Annotated in this window: 18 protein-coding genes; 9 read left to right on the top strand and 9 right to left on the bottom strand. The window is 67.0% G+C overall.

Features of this window, described 5'->3' with window-relative positions:
* Positions 1-89: 89 nt before the first annotated feature.
* Positions 90-1,553: a YcjX family GTP-binding protein gene (locus tag CI41S_RS37845; RefSeq protein ID WP_139864121.1), complete on the top strand. Its 1,464-nt coding sequence runs from the start codon at positions 90-92 to the stop codon at positions 1,551-1,553.
* Positions 1,550-2,587, top strand: a complete 1,038-nt coding sequence (locus tag CI41S_RS37840) for a YcjF family protein (RefSeq protein ID WP_139864120.1) — start codon at positions 1,550-1,552, stop codon at positions 2,585-2,587. The genes CI41S_RS37845 and CI41S_RS37840 overlap by 4 nt, the downstream gene beginning before the upstream one ends.
* Before the next feature lie 442 nt (positions 2,588-3,029).
* Here CI41S_RS37840 and CI41S_RS37830 read toward each other — a convergent pair whose 3' ends face one another.
* Complete coding sequence (locus CI41S_RS37830; RefSeq protein ID WP_139864231.1) at positions 3,030-4,631, bottom strand: glycosyltransferase family 39 protein; 1,602 nt, start codon at positions 4,629-4,631, stop codon at positions 3,030-3,032.
* A 216-nt stretch (positions 4,632-4,847) separates the two neighbouring features.
* On the opposite strand from CI41S_RS37830, the gene CI41S_RS37825 reads away from it, so the two are divergent.
* The 4 genes from CI41S_RS37825 to sorB all read left to right on the top strand — a co-directional run bounded on the left by CI41S_RS37825 (position 4,848) and on the right by sorB (position 8,682).
* Entirely contained in the window at positions 4,848-6,584 is a 1,737-nt protein-coding gene (locus tag CI41S_RS37825; protein WP_172628357.1) for an adenylate/guanylate cyclase domain-containing protein, read from the top strand.
* Between the two features lie 154 nt (positions 6,585-6,738).
* Positions 6,739-6,975: a hypothetical protein gene (locus tag CI41S_RS37820; RefSeq protein ID WP_139485772.1), complete on the top strand. Its 237-nt coding sequence runs from the start codon at positions 6,739-6,741 to the stop codon at positions 6,973-6,975.
* 185 nt (positions 6,976-7,160) lie between these two features.
* Positions 7,161-8,360 carry a SorA family sulfite dehydrogenase catalytic subunit gene (sorA, locus tag CI41S_RS37815; RefSeq protein ID WP_139864118.1) on the top strand — a complete coding sequence of 400 codons (1,200 nt, stop codon included), beginning with the start codon at positions 7,161-7,163 and terminating at the stop codon, positions 8,358-8,360.
* A 10-nt stretch (positions 8,361-8,370) separates the two neighbouring features.
* The gene (sorB, locus tag CI41S_RS37810; protein WP_139864117.1) at positions 8,371-8,682 is read left to right on the top strand and encodes a SorB family sulfite dehydrogenase c-type cytochrome subunit; all 312 of its coding nucleotides are present in this window, start codon (positions 8,371-8,373) and stop codon (positions 8,680-8,682) included.
* Positions 8,683-8,978: 296 nt separating this feature from the next.
* Here sorB and CI41S_RS37805 read toward each other — a convergent pair whose 3' ends face one another.
* The 4 genes from CI41S_RS37805 to CI41S_RS37790 form a co-directional block, all read right to left on the bottom strand.
* Positions 8,979-9,662: a hypothetical protein gene (locus CI41S_RS37805; protein ID WP_139864116.1), complete on the bottom strand. Its 684-nt coding sequence runs from the start codon at positions 9,660-9,662 to the stop codon at positions 8,979-8,981.
* Positions 9,663-9,818: 156 nt separating this feature from the next.
* Entirely contained in the window at positions 9,819-10,352 is a 534-nt protein-coding gene (locus CI41S_RS37800; protein WP_139864115.1) for an invasion associated locus B family protein, read from the bottom strand.
* Between the two features lie 35 nt (positions 10,353-10,387).
* Positions 10,388-14,614 carry a beta strand repeat-containing protein gene (locus CI41S_RS37795; RefSeq protein WP_139864114.1) on the bottom strand — a complete coding sequence of 1,409 codons (4,227 nt, stop codon included), beginning with the start codon at positions 14,612-14,614 and terminating at the stop codon, positions 10,388-10,390.
* Positions 14,615-14,965: 351 nt separating this feature from the next.
* Positions 14,966-16,018, bottom strand: coding sequence for a helix-turn-helix domain-containing protein (locus CI41S_RS37790; protein ID WP_139864113.1), 1,053 nt, complete (start codon positions 16,016-16,018; stop codon positions 14,966-14,968).
* Between the two features lie 712 nt (positions 16,019-16,730).
* On the opposite strand from CI41S_RS37790, the gene CI41S_RS37785 reads away from it, so the two are divergent.
* Positions 16,731-16,931: a cold-shock protein gene (locus CI41S_RS37785; protein ID WP_139485765.1), complete on the top strand. Its 201-nt coding sequence runs from the start codon at positions 16,731-16,733 to the stop codon at positions 16,929-16,931.
* 211 nt (positions 16,932-17,142) lie between these two features.
* Here CI41S_RS37785 and CI41S_RS37780 read toward each other — a convergent pair whose 3' ends face one another.
* The 3 genes from CI41S_RS37780 to CI41S_RS37770 all read right to left on the bottom strand — a co-directional run bounded on the left by CI41S_RS37780 (position 17,143) and on the right by CI41S_RS37770 (position 20,512).
* Complete coding sequence (locus CI41S_RS37780; protein ID WP_139864112.1) at positions 17,143-19,221, bottom strand: tetratricopeptide repeat protein; 2,079 nt, start codon at positions 19,219-19,221, stop codon at positions 17,143-17,145.
* 94 nt (positions 19,222-19,315) lie between these two features.
* The gene (locus CI41S_RS37775) at positions 19,316-19,936 is read right to left on the bottom strand and encodes a hypothetical protein (RefSeq protein WP_139864229.1); all 621 of its coding nucleotides are present in this window, start codon (positions 19,934-19,936) and stop codon (positions 19,316-19,318) included.
* A 111-nt stretch (positions 19,937-20,047) separates the two neighbouring features.
* On the bottom strand, positions 20,048-20,512 hold the full coding sequence (locus CI41S_RS37770; protein ID WP_139485763.1) for an Lrp/AsnC ligand binding domain-containing protein: 465 nt from the start codon (positions 20,510-20,512) through the stop codon (positions 20,048-20,050).
* A 112-nt stretch (positions 20,513-20,624) separates the two neighbouring features.
* Between CI41S_RS37770 and putA the strand changes: the two genes are divergently transcribed.
* Both putA and CI41S_RS37760 read left to right on the top strand, forming a co-directional pair.
* Entirely contained in the window at positions 20,625-23,636 is a 3,012-nt protein-coding gene (gene putA / locus CI41S_RS37765; RefSeq protein WP_139864111.1) for a bifunctional proline dehydrogenase/L-glutamate gamma-semialdehyde dehydrogenase PutA, read from the top strand.
* Between the two features lie 418 nt (positions 23,637-24,054).
* Positions 24,055-25,260, top strand: coding sequence for a CaiB/BaiF CoA transferase family protein (locus CI41S_RS37760; protein WP_139864110.1), 1,206 nt, complete (start codon positions 24,055-24,057; stop codon positions 25,258-25,260).
* Between the two features lie 179 nt (positions 25,261-25,439).
* Here the strand turns inward: CI41S_RS37760 and CI41S_RS43905 are convergent, their stop codons facing one another.
* Positions 25,440-25,604, bottom strand: a complete 165-nt coding sequence (locus tag CI41S_RS43905) for a hypothetical protein (protein WP_172628356.1) — start codon at positions 25,602-25,604, stop codon at positions 25,440-25,442.
* Positions 25,605-25,622: the final 18 nt, after the last annotated feature.

The raw sequence follows: 25,622 nt of genomic DNA, 5'->3' as shown, positions 1-25,622 counted from the left end.
GAAGCTTGATTTTGGCCCGATAATCGCCACCTTGCTGGTATCCGCCTGCCTCATTCCGCCCTCTCCTGCCGGGTTTTTGTTAACCCTCCATGACCCCCAGTTTCTCAGATATCGTCGAGGAAGCCCGGCTCTCGGCGCGGGCGCTGCTCGACTATGGCGAGGGCTTTTTCAATCCCACGGTGCGGCTCGGCGTCACCGGCCTGTCGCGCGCCGGCAAGACCGTGTTCATCACGGCGCTGGTGCACGGCCTGACGCGGGGCGGCCGCTTCCCGGTATTCGAGGCCTACGCCTCGGGACGGATCGCGCGAGCATATCTTGCACCGCAACCTGACGATGCGGTGCCGCGCTTCGCCTACGAAAACCATGTCCGCACCCTGGTCGAGGAGCGGCGCTGGCCGAACTCGACCACCGACATTTCCGAGCTGCGGCTCGTGATCGAGTACCAGCGGCAAAATGGCGCGGACCGCACGCTGACACTCGATATCGTCGACTACCCCGGCGAGTGGCTGCTCGACCTGCCGCTGCTGAACAAGAGTTTTGAGCAATGGGCCGCCGAGAGCCTTGCGCTGTCGCGCGAGCCGCTGCGCGCCAGTCTCGCCGCGCAGTGGCACGCACATCTCGCGACGCTGCAGGCGGAAGCCAAGGCGGACGAACAGGCCGCGCTGACCGAGGCAAAACTGTTCACCGATTATCTGCGCGGCTGCCGCGACGAGCGCTTTGCGATGAGCCTGCTGCCGCCTGGCCGCTTCCTGATGCCGGGCAACCTCGCCGATACGCCGGCGATGACCTTTGCGCCGCTCGACGTATCAGTCGTCGGCAGCGCGCCCGACGGCTCGCTGTGGGCGATGATGCGGCGGCGCTATGAAGCCTACAAGGATGTCGTGGTGCGGCCGTTCTTCCGCAATCATTTTGCCCGGCTCGATCGTCAGATCGTGCTCGCCGATGCGCTCGCCGCGTTCAACGCCGGCCCCGAGGCGCTGCACGACCTCGAGGCCGCGCTGGCCGGCATCCTCGACTGCTTCCGGATCGGCCGCAGCACGATTTTTACCGCGCTGTTCCGGCCGCGCATCGACCGCATCCTGTTCGCGGCGACCAAGGCCGATCACCTGCATCACCAGAGCCACGACCGGCTGGAGGCGGTGCTGCGCCGGATCGTGGCCAAGGCCGCCGAGCGCGCCGAATATGCCGGCGCCGCCATCGACGTGGTGGCGCTGGCTGCAGTGCGCGCCACCCGCGAGGCGCAGGTCGCGCGCGGCCGCGACAAACTGCCGTCGATCCTCGGCACGCCAGCGCCGGGCGAGGTCGCCAATGGCGAGATACTCGATGGCGAGACCGAGGTTGCGACCTTTCCGGGCGACCTGCCCGACAATCCCGAGGAGCTGTTCAAGGGTACATTCCGCGGCCTCGCCAGCGCCGGGGCCGACGGCGCCGACTACCGTTTCCTGCGCTTCCGCCCGCCAAAGCTGGAACGAAACGGCGATGCCGAGCCTGTGCTGCCTCACATCCGCCTTGACCGCGCTCTCCAGTTCCTGATCGGAGACAGACTGCAATGAACGAGAAGACGCCGCCACGGCGGCCGGCGACGTTCAAGCTCGACGATCCCGGCGTGGTGCTGATCGATCCTGACGACACCAGCCGCCTCGCCCGCGGCACGATCCAGATCGTGCCCGAGGCCGAGCCCGCGCAACTGCCGGTGCCGGCGGATGCGCCGCTGCTGCCGGCGCGCCGCGGTTTCCGCTGGGGCACGCTGTTCTGGGGCGCGGTCGCGGGGCTCGTGGTGCTCGGCACCGGGCTCGGCGTCATCAATTTGGTCGAGGATCTCTTTGCGCGCAATCAAGGCCTCGGCTTTCTCGGGCTCGGCTTTGCGGTCATTGCCGCGGTGGCGCTCGCCGTCATCACCGCGCGCGAGCTGGTCGGCCTGGCGCGGCTTGCGACCATCGAGAAGCTGCATCTGCGAGCTGCCGAAGTGCTGATCAGCGATGATCGAAAGGCGAGCCGGGCCGTCGTCGCCGACCTGCTCAAGCTCGCGCACCGCACCCCGCAGCTCGCGCGCGCCCGTAGCGCGCTGCAGAGCCATACCGAGGACATCATCGACGGCGCCGACATGATCCGCCTCGCCGAGCGCGAATTGATGACGCCGCTTGACCAGGAAGCGCGACGGCTGGTGTCGACGGCGGCGCAGCGCGTCTCGGTCGTCACCGCGGTCTCACCGCGCGCGCTGATCGACGTGGTGTTCGTATTCGTGGCGAGCCTGCGGATGATCCGCCAGCTGGCGCGGCTCTATGGCGGGCGGCCCGGCGCGCTCGGCATGATCAGCCTGCTGCGCCAGGTGATCGCGCATCTTGCCATCACCGGCGGCATCGCCGCGAGCGACAGCCTGATCCAGCAGATGCTCGGCCACGGCATCGCCGCAAAACTCTCGCAGCGGCTCGGCGAAGGCATGCTCAATGGCCTGCTCACCGCAAGGCTCGGCCTCGCCGCGATCGAAGTGACGCGCCCGATGCCCTTCAACGCGCTGCCGCGGCCGGCGTTGACCGATCTCGCGAAGGACCTGTTGAGCAAGCGGGAGGAAGACAATGCGCGCTAGGCCTCAGCCTCGCCCCGCTTGCGGGGAGAGGCCGGATCGCATGCCAATGCGATCCGGGTGAGGGGGAGTCTCCGCGAGTCCGTCTCTCACCATCCCTGCCGAGACTTCCCCTCATCCCGACCTTCTCCCCGCAAGCGGGGAGAAGGAGAAGGCCAGCACGCGCCAGCGGAAGAACGAATGGCGCCGGCGGCAGTGATTGCGCCCTCTCCCCTTGTGGGAGAGGGCAGCTCCGCCATCAGCCACGCGCACGCTCGGGTGAGGGGTATCTCTCCACGCGCACCACCGCGCGGTGAGATACCCCTCATCCGGCGCGCATATGCGCGCCACCTTCTCCCACAAGGGGAGAAGGTAAGAAGAGCGCCAGCACGCGCCAGCGGAAGACGAATAGCGCCGGCGGCAGTTATGGCGCCCTCTCCCCTTGTGGGAGAGGGCTACACCGCCGTTAGCCACGCGCACGCTCGGGTGAGGGGTATCTCTCCACGCGCACCGAACCCGCGGTGAGATACCCCTCATCCGGCAGCCTTCGGCTGCCACCTTCTCCCACAAGGGGAGAAGGTAAGAAGAGCGCCAGCACGCGCCAGCGGAAGAACGTACTGTCCGGCGGCGGCGACAGATCGGGCGTCCAGCCGCTCAGTCTCTCCAGCGAATAGGTATCCATCACCGTGCCGCGCCAGCTGCGCACGACGCGCTCGAGCGGCTGGCGCACCGCTGATGTCTCGTTCCACAGCGCCAGATTGTTCTCCGGCTCGCGGCCGACATAGAGGCCGACGTGATCGCGGATCATCGCCATGCCGGGATCGGCAAACCCCTGGAAGCGGCCGCGCTCGGTGATCTCGACGACCGGCACCTTGCCGCGCAAAAACCAGCGCAGCATCGCGTAGGTGCGATAGTCCGAGGTCGCGACCCAGGTCGCGCCGGTCGCCTGCACCTGCGCTTCGACGCGCGCGGCCAGCTTGTCATAGCCGGCCTCGGCGCCGATCGGATCGGTGAGGCCGGTCAGATTCCACGGCGCGAACATGTAGTACAGGAACACGATGACGACGAAAGCGATGCCGGTCGGGATCGCGGTCCGCGCCCAGAACACGGTGGATTTGATCAGTCCGATCGACCAGCCCTCGTACGGCATCCGCGTCACGTTGATGGCGACCGCGGCAAAGCCGGCCGGCCACAAGAACATCGGCCAGGTGTCGCCGACCCGCAGCGTCAGCGACTTCCAGAGGAAATAGAGAAACGGCACCAGCACCGCTGAAGACAGCAAGATCGCGACCGGCTCGCGGTTGCGATAGCCGCGCCACGCCGTCAGCGCCGTGCCGAACAGCGTCACCGGCAGCAGCACGAAGCCGACCAGGCCGAACTGCATGCCGATGAATTCGCCGACGGTGCGCAGCGTGAACGCTCGCTCGGCGGTGGCGCGCACCGCCTGGAAGCGGAACGAGGCCCAGTCGTGCTGGGCATTCCAGATCAAGACCGGCGCGAACACGGCGACGGCGATCAGCGCCCCAAGGTATGGATACGGGCTGCGCAGCCAGCGCCACCGCCAGTCCGGCACCAGCGCGAACGCTGCTACCGCCGGCAGCAGCATGATCGCGGTGAATTTCGACAGCAGCGCCAGCCCGGCGAACAGGCCCGCCGCGAGCCACCAGCGTCCGTCGTCGCTTTGCGCGAGCCGCACCAGCGACCACAGCATCGCAGTCGCGAACGGGATCAGCGCGGTGTCGGGCGCGACCTTGGCCATCAGCAGCCCGTAATACAGCGCAGCCTCCGGCAGCAGCAGCGCCAGCACGACGGCGCGGACGTTGTTGTGGGTGACGCGGCGGACGATGTCAGCGAGCAAGAGCTGCGTCGCCAGCATCGCCACGATGCCGGCGAGGCGGACACCGAGATTGGTGTCGCCGAGGATCGCGGTGCCGAAGCGGATGAACCAGGCGATCATCGGCGGATGGTCGAGGAACGACAGCACGCTCTCCTTCGACCAGGTCCAGTAATAGGCCTCGTCGGTGCGCAGATCGAGCGCGTGGGCATAGACCAGCCGCATCGCGGTCATGGCCACGATCACGGCGATCACGCCGCGCCAGTCCGGCGCGCGCGACCGGCGCGGCTTAACGTTGTTGTTATCGGCGGAGGCTATCGTCACGGCGCGCTTTTTGTTCGACTCTTGCTGGGGTGTCAACGTGTTACGGCCGCCGCCATCACGCCCACCCGGCCCCGCGGTGGTGTTCACCACGGGAATTAAGCACTAGACTTGCCGATCATGAATCACATGGCCTCCCCTTCGCGCGAACATTTGCAGGACATGGCCCGCGGCGTCGGGCTGCGGCAGGTCCGCCTCGTCTCGGGCGCGATCATGTTCGCCTATCTGGTCAGCCATTTCCTCAACCACGCGCTCGGCAATATCTCGGTCGACGCCATGATGATCGGCGTCCACTACCACACCATGTTCTGGCAATTTCTCCCGGTCGCCATCCTGTTCTACGGCGCCTGCCTGGTGCATACCGCGCTCGGCATCTGGGCGCTTTACCAGCGCCGCGAATTCCGCTGGAAGGCGATCGAGCCGCTGCAGCTCGCGCTCGGGCTGAGCATCCCGATGCTGATCATCGCCCATATCGTCGGCGTACGGCTCGGCCAGGCGCTGTACGGGCACGAAAAACTCTATCCGCAGGAATTGTACACGTTCTTTATCGCCTCGCCGAACCGGCTCTGGACCATGCTCGCGGTGCTGGTGATCGCCTGGGTGCACGGCTGCATCGGGCTGTATTTCTGGCTGCGGATGCGCGCCTTCTTCAAGCGCGCGGCGCCGTTGCTGCTTGCCGCCGCGGTGCTGATCCCGACGCTGGCGATGCTTGGCATCTACCAGGGCGGCCGCGCCACGATGTCCGATTGGGAAGATGCGGACTGGCGCAAGCAGGAGCTGTCGGTCGCGAAGTTCGGCACCGCGGCCCAGGGCAAGATGCTCGACAGCATCACTGACTATCTGATCTACGGTTATCTCGGCCTGCTCGGCCTCGTGCTGGTGGCGCGCGCCGGCCGTGCGCTGCTCGAGCGCCGCGGCGGCATGATCGCACTGTCCTACGGCAACGGCCGCACCCTGCGGGTGCCGAGGGGATTGAGCGTGCTGGAGGCGAGCCTGCGCTACAACGTGCCGCATGCCAGCGTCTGCGGCGGCCGCGCGCGCTGCTCGACCTGCCGCATCCGGATCATCGGCGACCACGCCGCGCTGCCGGAGCCGTCGCCGCGCGAGGCCTTCGTGCTGCACCGGGTCGGCAGCGACGACCCGTCGATCCGGCTGGCCTGCCAGCTGCGGCCGAATGCCGACCTGACCTTCTTCCAGCTGTTCCTGCCGCACACGATGTCGGCCAATGCCAGCGCCGACCATCCGGCGCGGGTCGGCCAGGAGCGCTATCTCGTCAGCATGTTCGTCGACATGCGCGGCTCGACCCAGCTCGCCGAGAAGCGGCTGCCGTTCGACACCGTGTTCATCGTCAACCGCTTCCTCGGCGCCGTGTCGCAGGCGGTGCTGGAAGCCGGCGGCCGGCCGAACCAGTTCATCGGCGACGGCATGTTGGCGCTGTTCGGCCTCACCACCGGCCGCGAAGAGGCTTGCCGCCAGGCGCTGCGCGCGGCGGCGCTGATCGCGGCCAATATCGACGAGCTGAACCAGTTCCTCAGCCATGATCTGCGCGAGCCGATCCGCTTCGGCATCGGCATCCATGGCGGCGAGGTGATCGTCGGCGACATCGGCTATCGCGACCACATGGTGTTCACCGCGCTCGGCGATGCCGTCAACGTCGCAGCGCGGCTGCAGGACATGACCAAGAGCCTTGCCTGCGAGGCCGTGATCTCCGACGAGGTGCGTGCCCTCGCGGGTGTCGCCGAGGATGCCCTGCCCGCGCAGGAGGTCGCGATCCGCGGCCGCAACGAGCCGATGCTGGTGCGCGCCGTGGAATCCACCCGCGGGCTGTCGGCGCTGGTTGCCGAGCGGCGCGCCGTCGCGGCCTGAACCGGCACCTTCTCCCAGTGTGACCCACCGCACATCTGAACTTGCGTTCAGCGAGATATCTCGAACGTGCCGCCTGGCGAACGCGACAGATCGGCGATGGGTAACACTGCAACCGCGCCGCGACAGAGTTCAACGCGCACTGAAGGAGAAGACCATGTTTCGCAAAGTCACGCTCGCACTCGCTACCGTTGCCACGCTCGGTGCTGCCGCACTGGCGCCGACCGCCGCCTCCGCCAAGCCGTTCGGCTGGGGCTTCCATCCGCATCATCATCACTACTGGGGTCCGGGCTTCGGCATCGGCGTCGGCTTCGTCGACTCCGGCTGCTACGTCACCCGCCTGGTGATGACGCCCTACGGCTATCGCTACCGCACCGTGAACGTCTGCTACTGATCGAAACCTGACGGTTCGATCGAAACGCCCCGGCCACGCACTGTGGCCGGGCTTTTCATTGCTGCAATGCAATGGCCGCGGTACTCTGCGAAGGATCAATTGACTTCGGGTTCCCCGATGCGACATTTGCTCGCATGAGTCCGGTGGTGACCGGCTCGCGATAGATTGGCTTCGGAGGAAGCGGAATGCTCGATCGACGAGACTTGATGAAGCGCGCCGGCATGGCCGCTTTGGTGACGGGGCTGGGATCACGCGGCGCATGGGCGCTCGACACGGTGACGCTGCCGTTCGGCAATGGCGAACGGCCGCTGGTGCGCTATCCGCAGAAGCGCCCGATGATCGGCCTGACCAGCCGCCCGCCGCAGCTCGAGACGCCGTTTGCTATCTTCAACGACGGCCCGCTGACGCCGAACAACGCCTTCTTCGTGCGCTACCACCTCGCCGACATTCCCTACAACCTCGATCCCGACAAGTTCACGCTGGAGATCAAGGGCAAGGTCGACAAGCCGCTGAAGCTGTCGCTGAACGAGATCCGGAAGATGAAGGCGACCGAGATCGTCGCCGTCAACCAATGCTCCGGCAACAGCCGCGGCTTCTTCAATCCGCGCGTCGCCGGCGGCCAGCTCGGCAACGGCGCGATGGGCTGCGCGCGCTGGCGCGGCGTGCCGCTGAAGGCCGTGCTCGACATGGCCGGCGTGCAGGCCGGCGCCAAGCAGGTCACTTTTAACGGCATGGACGGCCCGGTCAGCGACAAGACACCCGACTTCGTCAAGGCGCTCGACATCGACCACGCCCGCGACGGCGAGGTGATGCTGGCCTATGGCATGAACGGCGAGGACCTGCCGTTCCTCAATGGCTTTCCGCTCCGCCTGGTGGTGCCCGGTTACTACGGCACCTATTGGGTCAAGCATCTCAATGAAATCACCGTGATCGACAGCGTGTTCGACGGCTTCTGGATGAAATCCGCCTACCGGATTCCGGATACGCCGAACAACGCGGTCGAGCCCGGCACCGCGCCGAAGGCGACCATCCCGATCAACCGCTTCACCGTGCGCTCCTTCATCACCAGCGTCACTGACGGCGCCAAGGTGAAGGCCGGCCGCACCCTGCTGCGCGGCATCGCTTTCGACGGCGGCAAGGGCATCAAGGAAGTCACGGTGTCGACCGACGGCGGCAAGACCTGGACCCCGGCCAAGCTCGGCAAGGATTTTGGCAAATACGCCTTCCGGGAATGGAAATTGCCGGTGAAGCTCCCCGCCGGACCCTCGGAGCTGAAGGTGCGCGCCACCAACAATGCCGGCGACACCCAGCCGATGGATCCGTTGTGGAATCCGGCCGGCTACCTGCGCAATGTCGTCGAAACCGTGCGCGTCACAGCGGCGTGAGGAGGGCATCATGATCAGCAAGCTCATCCCCGCCTTCGCCGCGATCGCCACGCTGTCGATCGCCGCCAGCATCGCCGCACCGGTGAACTACACGCTCCCCGAGGAGACCGCGACGCTCAAGCCCGGTCCCAACCTTGAGGTCGTGCAGAACAACTGCACCGCCTGCCACTCGCCCGACTACATCAAGACCCAGCCGCAGGGCGAGAAGTTCAAGAAGGACTTTTGGCAGGCCGAGGTCACCAAGATGATCAAGGTCTACGGCGCGCCGATCGACGATGCCGATGTCGGCAAGATCGTGGAGTATCTCACCGCGACGTATTGAGGACTGCGGTCATTGCAGTGGCCGGCTCGCCGCGCGTTCAACAATTGACGCGTAAGGGAAGCACAAGCGGAAGGGTTCCCTCCCCCCTTGCGGGGGAGGGTTAGGGAGAGGGGTGCCGCACGGCGTGCTCTCTCGACATGCACGTCGACACATGGGACGACCAAAGTTGCGAGAGCAGCGACTCCATCCACGATCTCGCCCGGGGCCACCCCTCTCCCCAACCCTCCCCCGCAAGGGGGGAGGGAGCCTGACTGACGTGCTCACCTTACGATAAACTTCGTCGGATTGTTTCGGCCTCACCCCGCGATGCGCAGCGCAGTGACGGCGACGCAGGCGTTGCCGACCGGGATCAGCATCACCTGGGCGCCGTTCGGCAGCGTCAGGGTCGAGAGCTCGCCGAGCGCGCTGCTCTGGCCGTTGAGCTTGGCGAGCTCGGCCGCGACCGCCGAGCAGCTTTGCGGATTCGGCGTGATCCGCACCAGATTGCCCTCGCAGCCGGATCCGACCGGCGCCGCGAACACGACGCCGGCCGCCGGCAGGGTGGTGTTGTTCGGCGCCGGCTGGCTGAGCGCGACCAGCGACTGCACCGAATGGACGTTGCCGGCCCTCGAATCCCATTGCGACTTCGCCGTGTAGGTCGAATTCACCGTGACGCCGCGGCCGAGCGTGCCGAACAGACTGGCGCAGGTGGTGATGTTGGCCTGCCGCGCGTGGTCGTCGAACACGGTGGCTTGCTGCTGCCCAGCGGCCGGCTGCTGTGCTGCGGCTGCCGCGGCGGGAGGCTGAGTTTGCGCCTGCGGCTTGGCGTGGGGCTTGGCCGCGACCGGCTTTTTCGCGGGCTGCGGTGCGCCGGGCGGCGGCTGCAGCTGCGTCGGCGCGGCCTGCTGGGCGTAGCCGACCACGGCGGCGCTGAACGCCGCGACGACCAGCGCCGTGACCACCGAGGCGAAGATCAGGACGAGCGTACGATTCAGTTGCATTGGCCGTTTGTCCCTGTCCTCATACCCATGATCCATGCCGTCCCGTCATTGCGAGGAGCGATAGCGACGAAGCAATCCATCGCTCCGCATATGGCTGACCGATGGATTGCTTCGCTTCGCTCGCAATGACGTGGAGAGGCCGTACCTGCATCGCCGTCATTTCAGCTTCGACAGCACGACCGACAATCCCTCCAGCGGCGCCTCCAGCACCACGGGCTGCCCTTGCGGCAGCGGATAGCTGACCCGGCATGGCGTCGCGGCGCGGATGTGCCGCCGCAGCATGTCGCCGATCGCAATCGTCGCGAAGCATCCGGCGGCATCGCAACGATCGGTCTGCGCGATGATGCGGTCCGGCTTGTCGCCCATCGCGAGCTCGATCGGCTGGCCGGTGCCGACAGCGGCGGGCACGCGCATCACCATCAGCGGCTTGCCGTCGGCGGTCGCCACCAGCGACCAGTTGAAGGCCAACACGCCCTGCGCGTTGACGATCGATTGCGTGACATTGCAGACCCGGCGCTTCGACTTCAGGCTTTCGTCGCAGATCAGCGTCCAGTTCCGGAACGGCTGGATCATCCGCCGGTAGTCGCCGAGCGTCTCGCCCTCGGGGATCACCACGTCGGACGGTTTGACGGCATAGCCTGATGGTGCGGGCTGCGCGGCCGCGCTTGCCGCACAGCCCCAGATCGTCAAAGCCAGCCATGCCAGCCGTCTCGCCGAACACCGGATCAATTGAGCGTCAGACTGACGCCCGCGCTAACGCCCCAGTCGCCGCCGGCGGTGGTCGCCGCCGCGTTGCTGCGCAGCCGGCCGTTCTCGCTGGTGTAGCCGAGACCGAAGGCCAGCGCGCCCTGGCTGCGCCAGACACCGCCGCCGGCCGAGGCGCTGACCTTGCCGGGCCGGTCGTCATAGCGCAGCGAGGCCGCGGCCATGCCGATCGCCGCAGCGCGCCAGGCATCCTGCCGCACCTCGCCGATCTGGCCGTTGAGCTGCTGGAACGCGCTGTTGAGCTGGTTGACGTTGACCGCGTCGGTGCCGGCGATGCCCGCCGCCACGTTGCTGACGGTCACCGGCGCACCGTTGCCGCTGTTCAGCGTCAGCTTGTTGGTGGTGCCGCCGGCGCCGTCGCTGTCGTAATGGATCGTCGAGTTAGCGAGCGCCTGGAGCTGGCTGACATTGACCGCGTCGGTCGCTGCCGAGCCCGCGGCGACGTTGGTGACGCGGCGCTCGGCACCGGAGGAGCCGACCGACACTTCGCCGGTGGCAACGCCGGCCACCGCCTTGCCGACAACAGGCGTATAGGCGGCATCGCTGAGGCTTGCCGTCGTGGTGGCGTTGGCGCCGAGCGCCAGCGAGTTGGCCGCCGTCGCCCGGGCGCCGGCGCCGATCGCAACCGAATTGTCGGCCGACGCGGCGGAGCCGTTGCCCATCGCGACCGCATTGGTGCCGCTCGCGACCGCCTGGGGCCCGACCGCCACGCTCTCCGCGCCGGTCGCGGAGGAATCCGCCGCCGTCGAGTTGGCGTGGAAGTATTTGATGCCGCCGCCGCCGCTCGTGATGTTGTTGACCGTCGTGTAGAGGCTGTCGAGCGAGGTGTTGGTGGCCCAGAGCTGCGAACCGTTGATCGCATCGGTCGAGGTGGCGCTGATCTGCCCCGCGGCCAGATTGGTGAGGGTGCGCTCGGCACCCGCGCTGCCGATGCTGACGGTCGAGGTCGGCGTGGTGCCGGCGAAATTGTAGGTGGTGCCGCCGATCGAGGTGCTCGACGTCGCCACCACCGCCGAGGTAGTCGAGTTGGCGCCGAGCGCGACGTCGCCGGCCTGCGCGGTCGCCTTGGCATTGGGGCCGAGCGCGACGCTGGTGGGGTTGGAGGTCACCGACCCCGCACCGATCGACACCGACTGGATGCCGTTGGCCTGCGCATTGGTACCGAACGCGATCGCGTCGGCGAAGCTGACCAGCGAATTCTGGCCGATCGCGATGCCGCCGGGCGCGGTCTGCTGCACGATCGCCCCAAAACCCATGCCGATGCCGTTGTCGCCGTTGACCACGGTCTGCGGTCCGACCGCGACCGCGTTGTTACCGACCGCCAGCGAATCCGCCAGCGTGGAATTGGCATGGAAGTATTTGACCGGCGTCACCGAGAACGACGCCAGCGCGCCGGTGAGCTGCCGCACGGTGACGGCATCGCTCGACTGCGTGCCGTCGGCCACATTGGTGATCTGGCGATAGTTCGTGGAGTCGCCGACCGACACCGCGCCGAGCAGCGTCTTGTCCGTGGTGTTGAAGGGGATGACCGTGCCGCCGATGGTGCCGGAGGCCGGTGCGACGGCGCGGTCGGATACCGAACCCGAGCCGATCGCGACGCCATCGGCCACCGTGACCCGGCTGTTGAAGCCAACCGCCGTCGATCCCGCCGATGTCGCCGAGGCACCGATGCCGGCGGCCATCGAATTGGCGCCGGTCGCCCCGTCATTGGCGTAGTTCGCAGCCGGCGTGCCGCCGTCATTGACACTGTAATAGTGCCTGAGGCCGTTGGTGACGGTGGTCGTCAGGCTGTCGATCGCCGTGGTGGCCGCGAACAGCTGCGAGCCGTTGACGGCGTCGGTCGAGGTCAGCGAGACCTGCCCCGCGGCAACGTTGGTGACGGTGCGCTCGGCGCCAACAGCGCCGACGCTGACCGTCGATGCGGGGGTCGTGCCGGCGAAACTGTAGGCCGTACCGCCGATCGTCATGCCCGATGTGCCGACCGCAGCAGCGGTCTGGCTGCCGGCGCCGAGTGCGACATCGTTGGCGTTGGCGGCGGTGGCGCCGTTGCCGACCGACACCGCATTGGTCCCCGTTGCGGTCGAGACCGGTCCGATCGCAACCGAGTCCGTGCCCACGGCATTCGAATCGGCCAACGCCGAATTGGCGTGGAAATACTTGATGCCGCCGCCGGTGGTGATGTTGTTGACGGTGGTGGCGAGGCCGTCGACCGCTTGGTTGGTGGCAAACAGCTGCGAGCCGTTGATCGCATCGGTCGACGAGTTGCTGAGCCGTCCCGCCGCGACATTGGTGACGGTGCGCTCGGCGCCAACCGCGCCGACGCTCACGGTCGAGGTCGCCGCAGTACCCGCGAAGCTGTAGGTGGTGCCGTTGATCACCGTGTTCGGCGTGTTGACCGCGGCAGCGGTGACGCTGCCGTTGCCGAGCGCAACGGCGCCCGCATTGGTCGCGGTCGCGCCGCCACCGAGCGCGATGGCATTGGCGGCCGAAGCGTTGGCCTGACTGCCCATGGCGATGGCGCTGACGCCGCTGGCGATATTGCGGTCGCCGATGCCGACGGCGCCCTGGCCGGTGACGGTGTTCTGGAAGCCGACGCCGACCGCGCCTTGCGCCTGGGTGCCGGGCGTGCCGACGGCCTGGCCGCCGCCGCCGACCATGTTGGTGTTGCCCATCGCAACCGTGCCGTCGCCGGTGCCGGTGTTGTTGAGGCCGCTCGCGATGGCGCCATTGCCAGTCGCGGTGTTGGGATCGCCGATCGCGACCGCGCCGTTGCCGCTGGCGACGTTGCCGGCGCCGACCGCGACCGCCTGGCCGCCGGTCGCCAGGGTGTTGGTGCCGATCGCAACCGCATTGGCCGAATTGGCTACCGAGCTGGTGCCGATGGCGATGGCATTGGTGGCCGACGCGTTCGCATTCAAGCCGATCGAGGTCGTTGCATTGCTGGCAACGCCAATGCCGGCATTGGTGCCGAGCGCGACGTTGTCGTTGCCCGTGACGAGGCTGCCCGCGGCGGCCGACGTCGTGCCGTCATAGGCAATGGTGCCATCGCCGGTTCCCATGGCGACGTTGCGTGCGCCGGTGACACCCGACCCCGCGCCGCGCATCGTGGTGTTGACGCCGCCACCGACGCCGACGTTCTGGACGCCGCCGACGGACTGGCCGGCTCCAATGCCGACCGAGACCGAACCGGAGCTTCCGGCCGTCGAGCCGATCCCTGCGCCCTGTCCGACCGCAACCGCGCTGGTCCCGTTGGTGACGGCATTGGTGCCCAGCGCAACCGAAAAGTCCCCGGCTGCCTGCGACTGCGCGCCATACGTCACGGCCCGCACCCCGCTTGCAACCGACGCCCAGCCGCCGGACATCGCAAAGTTGCCGCTGGATAAGGAGCTGACGCCGAGCGCCGTAGAGTTCGCTCCGGAGGCAACGGCGAAGGTGCCGAGGGCGCTGGCGCCCGCATTGGTAGCGTTGGATTGAACGCCGAGCGCGACCGAATTGGTTCCGCTCGAGACCGTGCCCTGGCCCAGCGCCATCGCGCCGCCAGTGCCCGATGCCTGCGCGTTCAGGCCGAGAGCCACCGCGTATTGCGCCGACGAAATGGATTGACGTCCAAGCGCAATGGCGTCGACCTGGGATGCCGTCACATCCGTGCCGATGCCGATGGCGCTGGTGGCAAGGGCACCGGTTCCCAGCGCCGTGCGCGAGCCAAGATAGACGGAGTTGAGCTGTGAAGCGATCGACTGGAAGCCAATCGCGACGGCGTTCTGGGCGCCTGCGCTGGTGCCCGTGCCTTGGGCAACGGCATCTAATCCGGGTGCCGATGCTCCACTACCAATCGCGATAGCGCGCAGCCCGCTCGCCACCGATCCGGTGTCGATCGCTACGGAATCGGTGCCGGTCGCACTTCCACCGCCAAGCTGCACACTTCCAGCGCTTGCGGGCGAGGCGGCGACTATGACAACGGCGAACGCGCCAAGCGTCGTCGCAACGGTCGTCCCGCCAATTCCCAACGTCCCGAGGCCCAATCGGTGTCGGTTCATGCCAAGGACACGGTGGGCCGAACGCAGCACCGCCATCAGCCGTCGGCGCAGCGCGCGCGGACCCGCACTGGCATCTTCAACCCAGTTGCGGACAAAGCCCGCGCGACGCCCCGAGATCGACGATGGAGTTGAAACCTGCGTGGTTGGCATTTGCGCCCCCTGACTGTCTGCCCCTATGCCCCCGGAGCATTGTGCCGCCGGCTGTACGACCCCACAGCCGGGCTAGGCGCAGACAGGAACAAGCAACAGCATCGGCGCAACACGCCGGCACTTTCCACCTTCATCCAACGATACGATTGAAAGAGACGGGCACGATCAAAGAACACGCACCCGTTGCCGATCCCCATCACAACACCCGAGTCATGATATTGATGAATCATAGCCACGAATTTGCCGCCGTCACCCAGCACCCCGTCCAAATAGCTGGCACAGCGTCTCACAAGTTGAACGATTTGCAGTGTGCACCCGCGGTTCCACTGCGCGATGCAACCGAAACCCGAATCAGAGGCGGGCGCGCTCGCGCGCCTCGCGCGGGCTGATGCCGAACTCGCGGCGGAACGCGCGGGTGAAATCCGACGCGAGGCGGAAGCCGTGGCGATAGGCGATCTCCTGCACCTGCGCGTTGCCGGTCGCGATCAGATCCGCATAGGCCGCCTGCAGGCGCTTGCGCTGGATGAAGCGCGCGACGCCGCCGACGCTCTCGAAGGCGCGGTAGAGATTCGAGCGCGAGATCCGCAGCCCCTGCGCCACCCGTTCCGGGGTGAGGTCGAATTCGCCGAGGTGATTCTCGATGTGCAGGCGCGCGCGCTCGAACAGCACGGAATCGATCGCGCCCTGTGCCCGCTCCAGCCTGGTCGCGGTCGGCTGAATACAGGCGGCGATCATCGCCGCAGTGGCGCGGCCGGCATGGCGGAACTCATCCGCCTCCATCTCGTGCACCCGCGCTTCCAGATTGCGCAGATGATCGGCCAACAGCTCGATCAGACCGCCGGAGAGGATGGTGGTGTGGACGTTGTCGAGCTCATCCGCCACGGCCGTGAACGCGCTGCGCGGCAGAGCGAAGATCTGGCCGTCGTAGCCGGTGATGCGGCCGCGGAACTCCTTGTCCAGCGAGACCAGGAACATCGCGCCCGGCCCGGCGTGAAGGTGGCGGTCGCTGCTCTCGAACCAGGCTTCGCCGGACCGTCCGAGATAAAGCCACCAATAATCGATCGGCGCGGCGCGCGGCACCCGCGCAAAGGTCTGCGCGGCGAAATACCCCGACGTCAGCACGATGTCGGCCATGTTGCAGGTCATGTACTCCACCGCAAAGCCTTGCGCGACATCGTGGTCCTCGGGCGGACCGACCTCGACCAGCCGGCTGATGCGCGTCTTCCAGACGTCGAACTGCTCTGACGGCTCATAGGGCCGGGTCGAGAAGAACCGCGGCCGCGCCGGGGTCCTGTCCCTGATGTCGCGCGGCTCGCGCGGCAGGGGCGCATGTTGCAAATATTCGGCGGGAGGTGCCAGGACGTGATCCGCTTGTTGATAGTCTTCTTGATGTGCGTCTTGCATGTGTCTTCAGTTGACGCCGCGAACGAGCGCAGCCGCCGCAGCTTGTTGTTGGCCGGCCGACAGCAACCGCCGCTGGCCAGCCACGAATCACGCCGCGGCGGCGCGGACGTCGCGCCGTTGCGCCGCTCCCCGTAATCCTGCTGACGATGGACATTGTTCCCTGTCGTGTCCGAGCAGGAGCCTCGCCGCGAGGCACCCACCTTTTTGATCTCGCAGTGTGACGAGAAACACAGAAACAAACTACCCGTTCGCAGGAACATCCAGATTTGATCAGCAACGAATTCGGCCGGCGTTGCGTGCCCACACATGCCGCGAAATTGTTTCGTGCATGTTCCGATGATTCTTCGAGAATTTTTCTCGATCTGGCGCATCGCGGTCGCGCGCGCGGCTTTGCGCAGGATCGATTCCCGCCGTGCGACACGGGGCCGATGACCGCCGGACCTGCCTGAGTTGGACACTGAAAAGAGCCGACGGCGCGCCGCATCCGGGTGCCCGGCCGGCGTGAAGCCGTCCGCTTTTGCAGCGCATCAATTGACCACGAAACAGGCAGTGCGGCGCCAAACCGCCCGAAAGCAGGGGGGTTCCGGGCAAAATCACACCGTCGTTTGATCTACCCAGTCTATTTCAAACTGCTATCCTGTGCGGCGCGGACGTGCCGGTTGTGCGGGGACCGGCGGGTCTGTTTCGTTTTGATTCCGCGGAGACGACTGGAATGCCCAAAGGTACCGTGAAGTGGTTCAATCCGACCAAGGGTTACGGATTCATCCAGCCCTCATCGGGCGGCAAGGACATTTTCGTGCATATTTCTGCAGTTCAAAAGGCTGGCCTTCAGACGCTCAACGAAGGTCAGTCGGTCGAGTACGAAGAAATTGCAAATCGCGGCAAGACATCGGCTGAGAACCTGAAGGTCTAGCGCGGCCGCGCCAGACCAAGCGGCGCACTCTCGGACCCCATTCGGGAGTGAGGCCGAGCCAACAACCCAGACAACGCGACGTTCGGCGGGGCGGGCACCACGCCCGCGCGCCACGACGCCGGATTTCATTGTAGCCGCCCTCGCCGGCGTGCCGGTGCGCAGCATTGCGCGAAGCCGCCCGAGCCACGCCGCCTTGCTGCTGCGTTGCGCATCACAGACAGGTGCCGCTCTGGCCGGAGCCGCACGGCAGCTTCTTCGAATATTCCTGCAGCTTGCGGCGTGACTCCGCCTGCGCCATCACGTCGAACACGCTGGCCGGCTCTAGCTGCGTCGCCTTGCGGAAATCCTCGGCCGCCTTGTCGGTGTGGTTGAGCGCCTCATGGGCCTTGGCGCGGGCGAACACCGCCTCCACCGACTCCTTCTGCGCGATCGCGCGGTCGAGATCCGCGACCGCCTTGTCGTAATTGCGCTGCGCCGACCAGGCGATGCCGCGCAAGGTCAGCGCCGCCAGATAATCCGGCCGCGCGTCGAGCACGAGATTGAGGTCCTTCATCGCCTCATCGGTCTTCTTCAGCCCGAGATAGGCCCGCGCGCGCAGCACATGCGCGAACGGATCGTTGGGCGCCTTGGCGACGATCTGGTCGAACGCGGCGACGGCGCGGTCGTATTGCGCCGAGGTCAACATTGCCAGCGCGTGGCCAAGCTGCGCCGTTGGATTGCCGGGGTTACGCTCCAGCACGGCGTTGATATCGGCCATGCCCTCGTCGGTACGGCCCTTGAGCAGCAGCTCCAGCCCGCGCCACGACTTCGCGAGCAGATTGGTCGGTGCAAGCGCCAGCGCCTGGTCGAAATCGAGCAGCGCCTTGTCGATCTGGTTCAGGCTGACATAGGCCAGTCCGCGCTCGGTGAAGGCCAGCGTGTCCTTGGCATTGAGCGCGATCGAACGATCGTAGTCGGCCAGCGCGTCCTGCGCCTTGCCGGCGCCGGCCTTGGCCATGCCGCGGCCGATATAGGCCAGCGCATTGTTCGGGTCGAGCGCGAGCGCGCGGTCCGCATCGGCCATCGCATCGTCGAACAGCCGCATGCCCGCCACGTGGATCGCGCGGTGCGCCAACAGCTGCGCGTCGTTCGGCCTGAGCTTGACCAGTTCGTTGAGATCGTTGCGCGCGTCGGCGGGGCGGCCGAGTACAGAATAAGCCATGCCGCGCAGCCGCAGCGCCGCTTCGTTGCGAGGATCGCCTGACAGCACCTGACTGAGCGTGGTCACGGCGGCCGCATAGTTGTGCTGCGCGATGAGCTGCTTCGCCTGCTCGATCTGCTGGTTCGCGGAAGCTGCGGCCGGCCGCGATGGCCGCGCCGCCGGCGCGCCGGGCGCTGCGGGTGCGGATGCTGCCGGCGGCGGCGCGGCAGTGCCGGCCTTGGCCAGTTCGGCCTGCATCGCCACCGCCTGCTGGCGCTGCTGCTGGATCTCCTTGTTGTCGGGCAGGAAGCTCAGCAGCTTGTCGAAATCGGCGATGGCGCGCGCATAATCGCCCTTGGCGCTGTAGAGCTGGGCGCGGTTGAAATAGGCGTTGCGCTCGGTCTGCGGCGCCCGGGCGATCGCGCGCGAAAAATCCTCGATCGCATGATCGACGTCGCCCTTGCGGCGATAGGCCTGGCCGCGCCAGTAGAACGCGTTCGGCGTGTTCGGGTTGACGGCGAGCGCGACGTTGACGTCGGCCAGCGCTTCATCGGGCTTTCCGGTCTCGACATAGGCCCGTGCGCGGCCGACGCGCGCCGCAGGCAGATCCTGCCGCAACGTGATCGCCTGGTCGTAGTCGGCGATCGCATCGCTCCAGGCGCGCTGGTCGGCGCGCAGATTGCCGCGCGCGAGATAGCCGAACGGAGACTTCGGCTCGAGCTCGATGGCGCGATCGAAGTCGGCGCGGGCCTGATCGGGGCTGCCCTTGCGCTGCCGCAGATAGCCGCGCTCGATCAGCGCCTGCACGAATTGCGGGTTGAGCTGCAGCGCGGCCTCGGTATCGCTCAAGGCCTGATCGGTGTTGCCGCGGCCGATATGGAAGCGCGCGCGGCTCGACAGCGCCTTGGTGCGCTCCTCGACGGGGCGCGCGGTGTCGCTGATGATCGCCGAGCAAGCCGCCTCGACCTTGTCCGCTACCGGTCCGTTGCAATCTGCGAGATCGTCCGCCCGGACTCCGGACGCCGTACCGAGCAGCAGCACGGCTGCGAGCAACAGATGGGAACACACGCCGCGCATCGCGGCATCACTGCAGGTCGGGCGTAAACGCATGTCGTGGCCCCGGCATTGACCGATCGCTCGCCGCTATCCCTACCGTCAACGCCGGACGAACGCCACGGGTCGCGCGGCGGCGAAATTCAGCCGTTCAATCTTCCGTCACCCATTGCGTGACGGTCATCACGTCGGGCGGCTGCAAATAGCCGCGCGGCCAGAGATCGACCGCCCATTCCACCTTGGTGGCGCGCTCGACCAGCACGGCGGTGTTGTGCGGGGTCTGCCCGAACGAGAAGCCGCGATAATGCGGATCCCCGACGTCGTGAAACCTGAACAGGTTCCATGCGCGCAGCACCAGCATCAGGCTGGTGGTGTTGCGCGTGGTGTCCCAGCAATCGTAATTGTGCTGGGCGTCGTTGGCGCGGAAGTCCGCTTTCGCGACGCGCTTGTCGGTGCCGAGGATCGGAGCCATGCGGCGGTCGAACCAGATCACCGCCTTCTGCATCGCCGCGCGCTCGGCGGCGGCGTTGGCGCGGCCCGCGGCCATGATCTTGGTCAGCGCGGCGCGGTCGGCGGCGGAAAAATCCAGCGTCTCGCGGCGCCGGCAGACGAAGCCGTAGCAGACCGTCATCGACGTCGCCGACGGCGGATAGATCGAGACCGAGGTATACAACTGCGCCACCCCCGAGCTGAGCTCGCTGGCGCGCGATGGCGTCGCCGACAGCAATGCCAGCGTGGCAGCCACCAGCACGCCGGCAAAGCCGGCCCGCATCGCTGGTATCGGTCGATTGGCGTCGCTCATGATGATTGCCCCAATTGCAGGAGAGGATTAGCGCGGGTGCGGCGCGAAGCCAATACACGCGGCGCATGGCTGTGGATCACATCAGCCGACCGGCAGCGGCGCGTCGCGCTTGACTTCCTCCATCACCGCGTAGGTTCGCGTTTCGCGCACGCCCGGCAGCGCCAGCAGGGTCTCGCCGAGAAAGCGGCGATAGGCGGTCATGTTGGCGACCCGCGCCTTGACCAGATAGTCGAAGCCGCCGGCCACCATGTGGCACTCCAGCACTTCCGGCGCGGTCTGCACCGCCCTGGCAAATTTTTCGAACACGTCGGGCGTGGTCTTGTCGAGCAGCACCTCGACGAACACCAGCAAGCCCAGCCCAAGCCGGTGCGGATTGAGCCGGGCGCCGTAGCCCTCGACAAAGCCGTCGCGCTGCAGCCGCTTCAGCCGCTCGCCGACCGAGGTCGGCGACAGCCCGATCCGTTCGGCCAATTCGACATTGGCGATCCTTCCATCCCCTTGCAGGATCGAGAGGATTTTGCGGTCGATCTTGTCAATCTCTGTCATATATCTGGTATGGTCCGATATTGTCCTTATTTTCTAAGGTAAATCTGCTAATTTGTCTATCGAACTACGGTTCGTGAGCGCGTAGGTGTTCCCTGTAACCGAAGGAACCGCCATGCCAGACCCCTCCCCCGCCCCGCCGCCGTTCAGCGCGCCTTACGCGCCGGACGACGCCACCATCGCCGCTCGCCTGCTGCAGGACGCGCGTTTCGGCGCGCACCGCGAGGCGCGGATCGATCGCAGCGCGACGCGGCTGATCGAGGCGATCAGGGCCAATGACGATCCGCTCGGCGGCGTCGAGGACATGCTGCGCGAGTTCGCGCTCTCGACCAAGGAGGGGCTGGCGCTGATGGTGCTGGCGGAGGCGCTGCTGCGCGTGCCCGATGCCCGCACCGCCGACCAGTTCATCGAGGACAAGCTCGGCCAGGGCGACTTCGTCCATCACGAAACCAGGTCGAGCGCATTCCTGGTCAATGCCTCGGCGTGGGCGCTCGGCATGTCGGCGCGGGTGATCCAGCCCGGCGAGACGCCGCAGGGCACGATCGGACGGCTGACAAAGCGGCTCGGCGCGCCGGCGGTGCGCGCCGCGACGCGGCAGGCGATGCGGCTGATGGGCAGCCATTTCGTGCTCGGCGAGACCATCGAGGCGGCGCTGGCGCGCGCGCAAGCGCATGCGGCAAGCGGCTCGCGCTATTCCTTCGACATGCTCGGCGAGGGCGCGCGCACCGCCGACGACGCCGAGCGCTATTTCGAATCCTATGCGCGCGCGATCGATGCGATCGGCAAGGCGGCCGGCGAAAACCCCCTGCCCGACCGGCCCGGCATCTCCGTAAAGCTCTCGGCGCTGCATCCGCGCTTCGAGGCGGTGAGCCGCGCGCGGGTGATGAGCGAGCTGGTGCCGCGTCTGGTCGATCTGGCGCGCCGCGCCAAGGCGTTCGACCTGAACTTTACCGTCGATGCCGAGGAGGCCGACCGGCTGGAGCTGTCGCTCGACGTGCTCGCCGCGGCGTTCGCCGAGCCGTCGCTCGGCGGCTGGAACGGCTTTGGCCTCGCGATCCAGGCCTACCAGAAGCGCGCCAGCGACGTGATCGACTATGTCGCGGCGCTGGCGCGCGGGCTCGACCGCAGGATGATGGTGCGGCTGGTCAAGGGCGCCTATTGGGACACCGAGATCAAGCGCGCGCAGGAACGCGGGCTCGACGGCTACCCGGTGTTCACCCGCAAGGCGATGACCGATCTCAACTACGTCGCCTGCGCGCGCAAGCTCCTCGCACTGCGGCCGCGACTGTTTCCGCAATTCGCGACCCACAACGCCCTGACGGTCGCGACCATCCTCGAACTCGCCGATGATCCCGCAAGCTTCGAATTCCAGCGGCTGCACGGCATGGGCGAAGCGCTCTACGAGCAGCTCGGCAAGGATCGTCCGGAGATCGCCCATCGCACCTATGCGCCGGTCGGCAGCCACCGCGACCTGCTTGCCTATCTGGTGCGGCGGCTGCTCGAGAACGGCGCCAACTCTTCCTTCGTCGCGCTGGCGGCGGACAATCGCGTGCATATCGCGGATCTGTTGCGCCGCCCGGCCGAGATCATCGGCGCTGATAGCAAGGCGTCTCACCCCACGATCCCGCTGCCGGCCGATCTGTATCGCCCGCAGCGCGAGAATTCGCACGGCATCGAATTCGGCGAGCGGGCCGCGCTCGACAGCCTGACCTCGGCGATTGCAGCCGAGCGCAAGGCTGCGCCTGGTGCTGTCGATATCGCCACAGCCGAACAGGCGAGCGCAGCCGTTGCCGCTGCGCGCCGCGGCTTCAAGGCGTGGAACGACATGCCGGCCGCACGGCGCGCCGCCATTTTGGACAAGGCCGCGGATCTGCTGGAACAGCGCCGCGCGCATTTCATTGCGCTGCTGCAGAGCGAGGGCGGCAAGACGCTCGACGACGCGCTCTCGGAAGTGCGCGAGGCAACCGACTTCTGCCGCTACTATGCCGCGCTGGGGCAAAAACTGTTCGGCGAGGCCGAGGCGATGCCGGGGCCGACCGGCGAAAGCAATGTGCTGGCGCTGCGCGGCCGCGGCGCGTTCGTCGCGATCTCGCCGTGGAATTTTCCGCTGGCGATCTTCCTCGGCCAAGTGACGGCGGCGCTGATGGCGGGCAACGCGGTGCTGGCAAAGCCGGCAGAGCAGACCCCGCGGATCGCGGCCGAAGCGGTCGCGCTGCTGTATGAAGCCGGCGTACCAGCCTCGGCGCTGCATCTGGTCCAGGGCGACGGCGCGATCGGCGCGCTGCTGGTCGGCCATCCCGCGATATCCGGCGTCGTCTTCACCGGCTCGACCGACGTCGCACGATCGATCAACCGGACGCTCGCCGCCAAGGACGGTCCGATCGTGCCGCTGATCGCCGAGACCGGCGGCATCAACGCCATGCTCGTCGACGCCACCGCGCTGCCCGAGCAGGTCGCCGACGACGTCGTGACATCCGCCTTCCGCTCCGCCGGCCAGCGCTGCTCGGCGCTGCGGCTATTGTTCGTGCAGGACGACGTCGCGGACCGCATGATCGAGATGATCGCCGGCGCCGCGCGCGAGTTGAAGATCGGCGATCCCGCCGAGCCGTCGACGCATATCGGACCGGTGATCGACGCCGAGGCGAAGCAGCGGCTGGATGCGCATATCGCGCGGATGAAGCGCGAGGCGCGCGTGCATCTTGCCGGCGACGCGCCGGCCGGCAATTTCGTCGCGCCGCATATTTTCGAACTCGCGACAGCCGGCCAACTCACCGAAGAGGTGTTCGGCCCAATCCTGCATGTCGTGCGCTACCGCGCCGAAAGGCTCAGTGAGGTGCTGGCCGCGATCGAGGCGACCGGTTTTGGCCTGACGCTCGGCATCCACTCGCGGATCGACGACACCATCGAGGAGGTGATCGACCGCCTGCAGGTCGGCAACATCTACGTCAACCGCAACATGATCGGCGCGGTCGTCGGCGTGCAGCCGTTCGGCGGCAGCGGGCTCTCCGGCACCGGCCCCAAGGCCGGCGGCCCGCATTACCTGGCGCGCTTTACCACCGAGCAGACGGTGACGATCAACACCGCCGCCGCCGGCGGCAACGCCGCGCTGATGGCCGGCGTGGAGTAGCTTGTAGCGACCTATCAGCCCCGTCATCCTGAGGCGCGAGCTCTTGCGAGCCTCGAAGGATCGACGGCCACCAGCCGGGCCGTGCATCCTTCGAGGCTCGCCCAGCAGCGCAATTGCGCTGCAAGGCTCGCACCTCAGGATGACGGGTTGAGCATGTGCGCCAATCCTCCCCGCGTCATTGCGAGGAGCGAAGCGACGAAGCAATCCATCCATCCCCGAGCCGAGGCATGGATTGCTTCGCGGAGCCTGTCATCGGGCGCGCGTTCGCGCGACCCGTTGGCTCGCAATGACGCCCCCGAAAGAGCGCCGTTGCATCATCCCGGCAACATGGGTCAAATGGCCCCTCGATCGGGAACATCGCACGCGATATTCCAGCCACCGGAAAAACACCAACAAGCGCCACGGGAGCGACGGCACGATGGAAAAAGGCATTTTTGACGGGCTCAAGGTTTTGGACTGCGCGAGCTTCATCGCAGCGCCCGCGGCCGCCACCGTGCTGTCCGATTTCGGCGCCGACGTCATCAAGATCGAGCCGCCGGGCGCCGGCGATCCCTACCGCAATCTGCCGAACCTGCCCGGCTATCCCGCCAGCGAACACAATTTCGCGTGGATGCTGGAAGCGCGCAACAAGAAGAGTCTCGCGCTCGACCTCACCAAGCCCGAGGCGCGCGAGGTGCTCTACAAGCTGGTCGCCGAGAGCGACGTGTTCATCACCAACATGCCGCCGCAGGTGCGCGAAAAGCTCGGCATCACCTACGACCATCTCGCTCATCTCAACGACCGGCTGATCTACGCCTCCTTCACCGGCTATGGCGAGAGGGGCGAAGAGGCCAACAAGCCCGGCTTCGATTCCAACGCCTATTGGGCCCGCTCCGGCCTGATGGATCTGGTGCGCGCCGACGAGGACACCACGCCGGCGCGCTCGGTCGCCGGCATGGGCGACCACCCCTGCGCGATGGCGTTCTACGGCGCGATCGTCACTGCCCTGTTCAAGCGCGAGAAGACCGGCAAGGGCTCGCACGTCGCGACCAATCTGATGGCCAACGGCATCTGGGCCAACGGCGTGCTGGCGCAGGCCAAGCTGGTCGGCGCAAAGTTCAAGAAGCGCAAGCCGCGCGAAGAGGCGCTGAACGCCGTCACCAACCACTACAAGTGCAAGGACGGCCGCTGGATCATCCTGTCGCTGCTCAACGAAGACCGGCAATGGCCGACGCTGGCGCGCTGCATGGACCGCGAGGACCTCGTCGCCGACCCGCGCTTCGCCACCAAGGCGGACCGCCATTCGCGCTCGGTCGAGCTGATCAAGATTTTCGACGAGATTTTCGCAACCCGCGATCTCGCCGAATGGCGCAAGATCCTCGACGGCAATGGCCTGGTGTTCGGCGTGGTCGGCATTCTCGACGACATCCCGAACGACAAGCAGATGATCGAGAACGAGGTGCTGGTGCGGTTCGAGAACGACACCATGCTCACCGTCAACAGCCCGATCTTCATCGACGGTGCCAAGAAGGTGCAGCCGCGCAAGCCGCCCGAGGTCGGCGAGCACTCCGACGAGATCTTGCGGCAGGCCGGCTATGACGAGGCGACGATCCAGAAGCTGCGCGCGTCTGGGGCGGTGGCGTAGGCTAACACCGCCTCTTCTCCCTCGCCCCGCTCTTCGCGGGGAGAGGGTCGGGGTGAGGGGCCTCTATCCGGCGAGCACTTTGCGATGTGTTGAGCAGTGTGGTTCACCCCTCACCCGGATCGCATCTTGCAATGCGATCCGACCTCTCCCCGCAAAGCGCGGGGAGAGGTGAAGCAATCTCATCGGCTCATCCAGGCCCAGACGATGGCCACGGCGATGACGCCGAGGATGACCGCGATCCCGATCGCCCAGCTGCTGACGCGGACGGCGCTGACCGCCTCGCGCTCGGCCTCGTTGGCCGCGATCTCGCGGTTGCGCTGCTTGTCCTGGTCGGGGGCGCTCATCGGCCGGTCTCCGCTCAA

The organism is Bradyrhizobium ivorense (assembly GCF_900696085.1).
Classification (GTDB): domain Bacteria; phylum Pseudomonadota; class Alphaproteobacteria; order Rhizobiales; family Xanthobacteraceae; genus Bradyrhizobium; species Bradyrhizobium ivorense.
The sequence above is the reverse complement of the archived record's forward strand: the minus strand, read 5'-3'. Positions and strand labels throughout refer to the sequence as shown.

Bases quoted from the DNA above. Each gene is read 5' to 3' on its own strand.
- CI41S_RS37785 (WP_139485765.1), top strand. From the start codon at position 16,731: ATGCCCAAAGGTACCGTGAAGTGGTTCAATCCGACCAAGGGTTACGGA.
- CI41S_RS37825 (WP_172628357.1), top strand. From the start codon at position 4,848: ATGGCCTCCCCTTCGCGCGAACATTTGCAGGACATGGCCCGCGGCGTC.
- CI41S_RS37770 (WP_139485763.1), bottom strand. From the start codon at position 20,512: ATGACAGAGATTGACAAGATCGACCGCAAAATCCTCTCGATCCTGCAA.
- CI41S_RS37840 (WP_139864120.1), top strand. From the start codon at position 1,550: ATGAACGAGAAGACGCCGCCACGGCGGCCGGCGACGTTCAAGCTCGAC.
- CI41S_RS37760 (WP_139864110.1), top strand. From the start codon at position 24,055: ATGGAAAAAGGCATTTTTGACGGGCTCAAGGTTTTGGACTGCGCGAGC.
- CI41S_RS37845 (WP_139864121.1), top strand. From the start codon at position 90: ATGACCCCCAGTTTCTCAGATATCGTCGAGGAAGCCCGGCTCTCGGCG.
- CI41S_RS37820 (WP_139485772.1), top strand. From the start codon at position 6,739: ATGTTTCGCAAAGTCACGCTCGCACTCGCTACCGTTGCCACGCTCGGT.
- putA (WP_139864111.1), top strand. From the start codon at position 20,625: ATGCCAGACCCCTCCCCCGCCCCGCCGCCGTTCAGCGCGCCTTACGCG.
- CI41S_RS37780 (WP_139864112.1), bottom strand. From the start codon at position 19,221: ATGCGTTTACGCCCGACCTGCAGTGATGCCGCGATGCGCGGCGTGTGT.
- CI41S_RS37790 (WP_139864113.1), bottom strand. From the start codon at position 16,018: ATGCAAGACGCACATCAAGAAGACTATCAACAAGCGGATCACGTCCTG.
- CI41S_RS37775 (WP_139864229.1), bottom strand. From the start codon at position 19,936: ATGCGGGCCGGCTTTGCCGGCGTGCTGGTGGCTGCCACGCTGGCATTG.
- sorA (WP_139864118.1), top strand. From the start codon at position 7,161: ATGCTCGATCGACGAGACTTGATGAAGCGCGCCGGCATGGCCGCTTTG.
- CI41S_RS37805 (WP_139864116.1), bottom strand. From the start codon at position 9,662: ATGCAACTGAATCGTACGCTCGTCCTGATCTTCGCCTCGGTGGTCACG.
- CI41S_RS43905 (WP_172628356.1), bottom strand. From the start codon at position 25,604: ATGAGCGCCCCCGACCAGGACAAGCAGCGCAACCGCGAGATCGCGGCC.
- CI41S_RS37830 (WP_139864231.1), bottom strand. From the start codon at position 4,631: ATGACCGCGATGCGGCTGGTCTATGCCCACGCGCTCGATCTGCGCACC.
- CI41S_RS37795 (WP_139864114.1), bottom strand. From the start codon at position 14,614: ATGCCAACCACGCAGGTTTCAACTCCATCGTCGATCTCGGGGCGTCGC.
- sorB (WP_139864117.1), top strand. From the start codon at position 8,371: ATGATCAGCAAGCTCATCCCCGCCTTCGCCGCGATCGCCACGCTGTCG.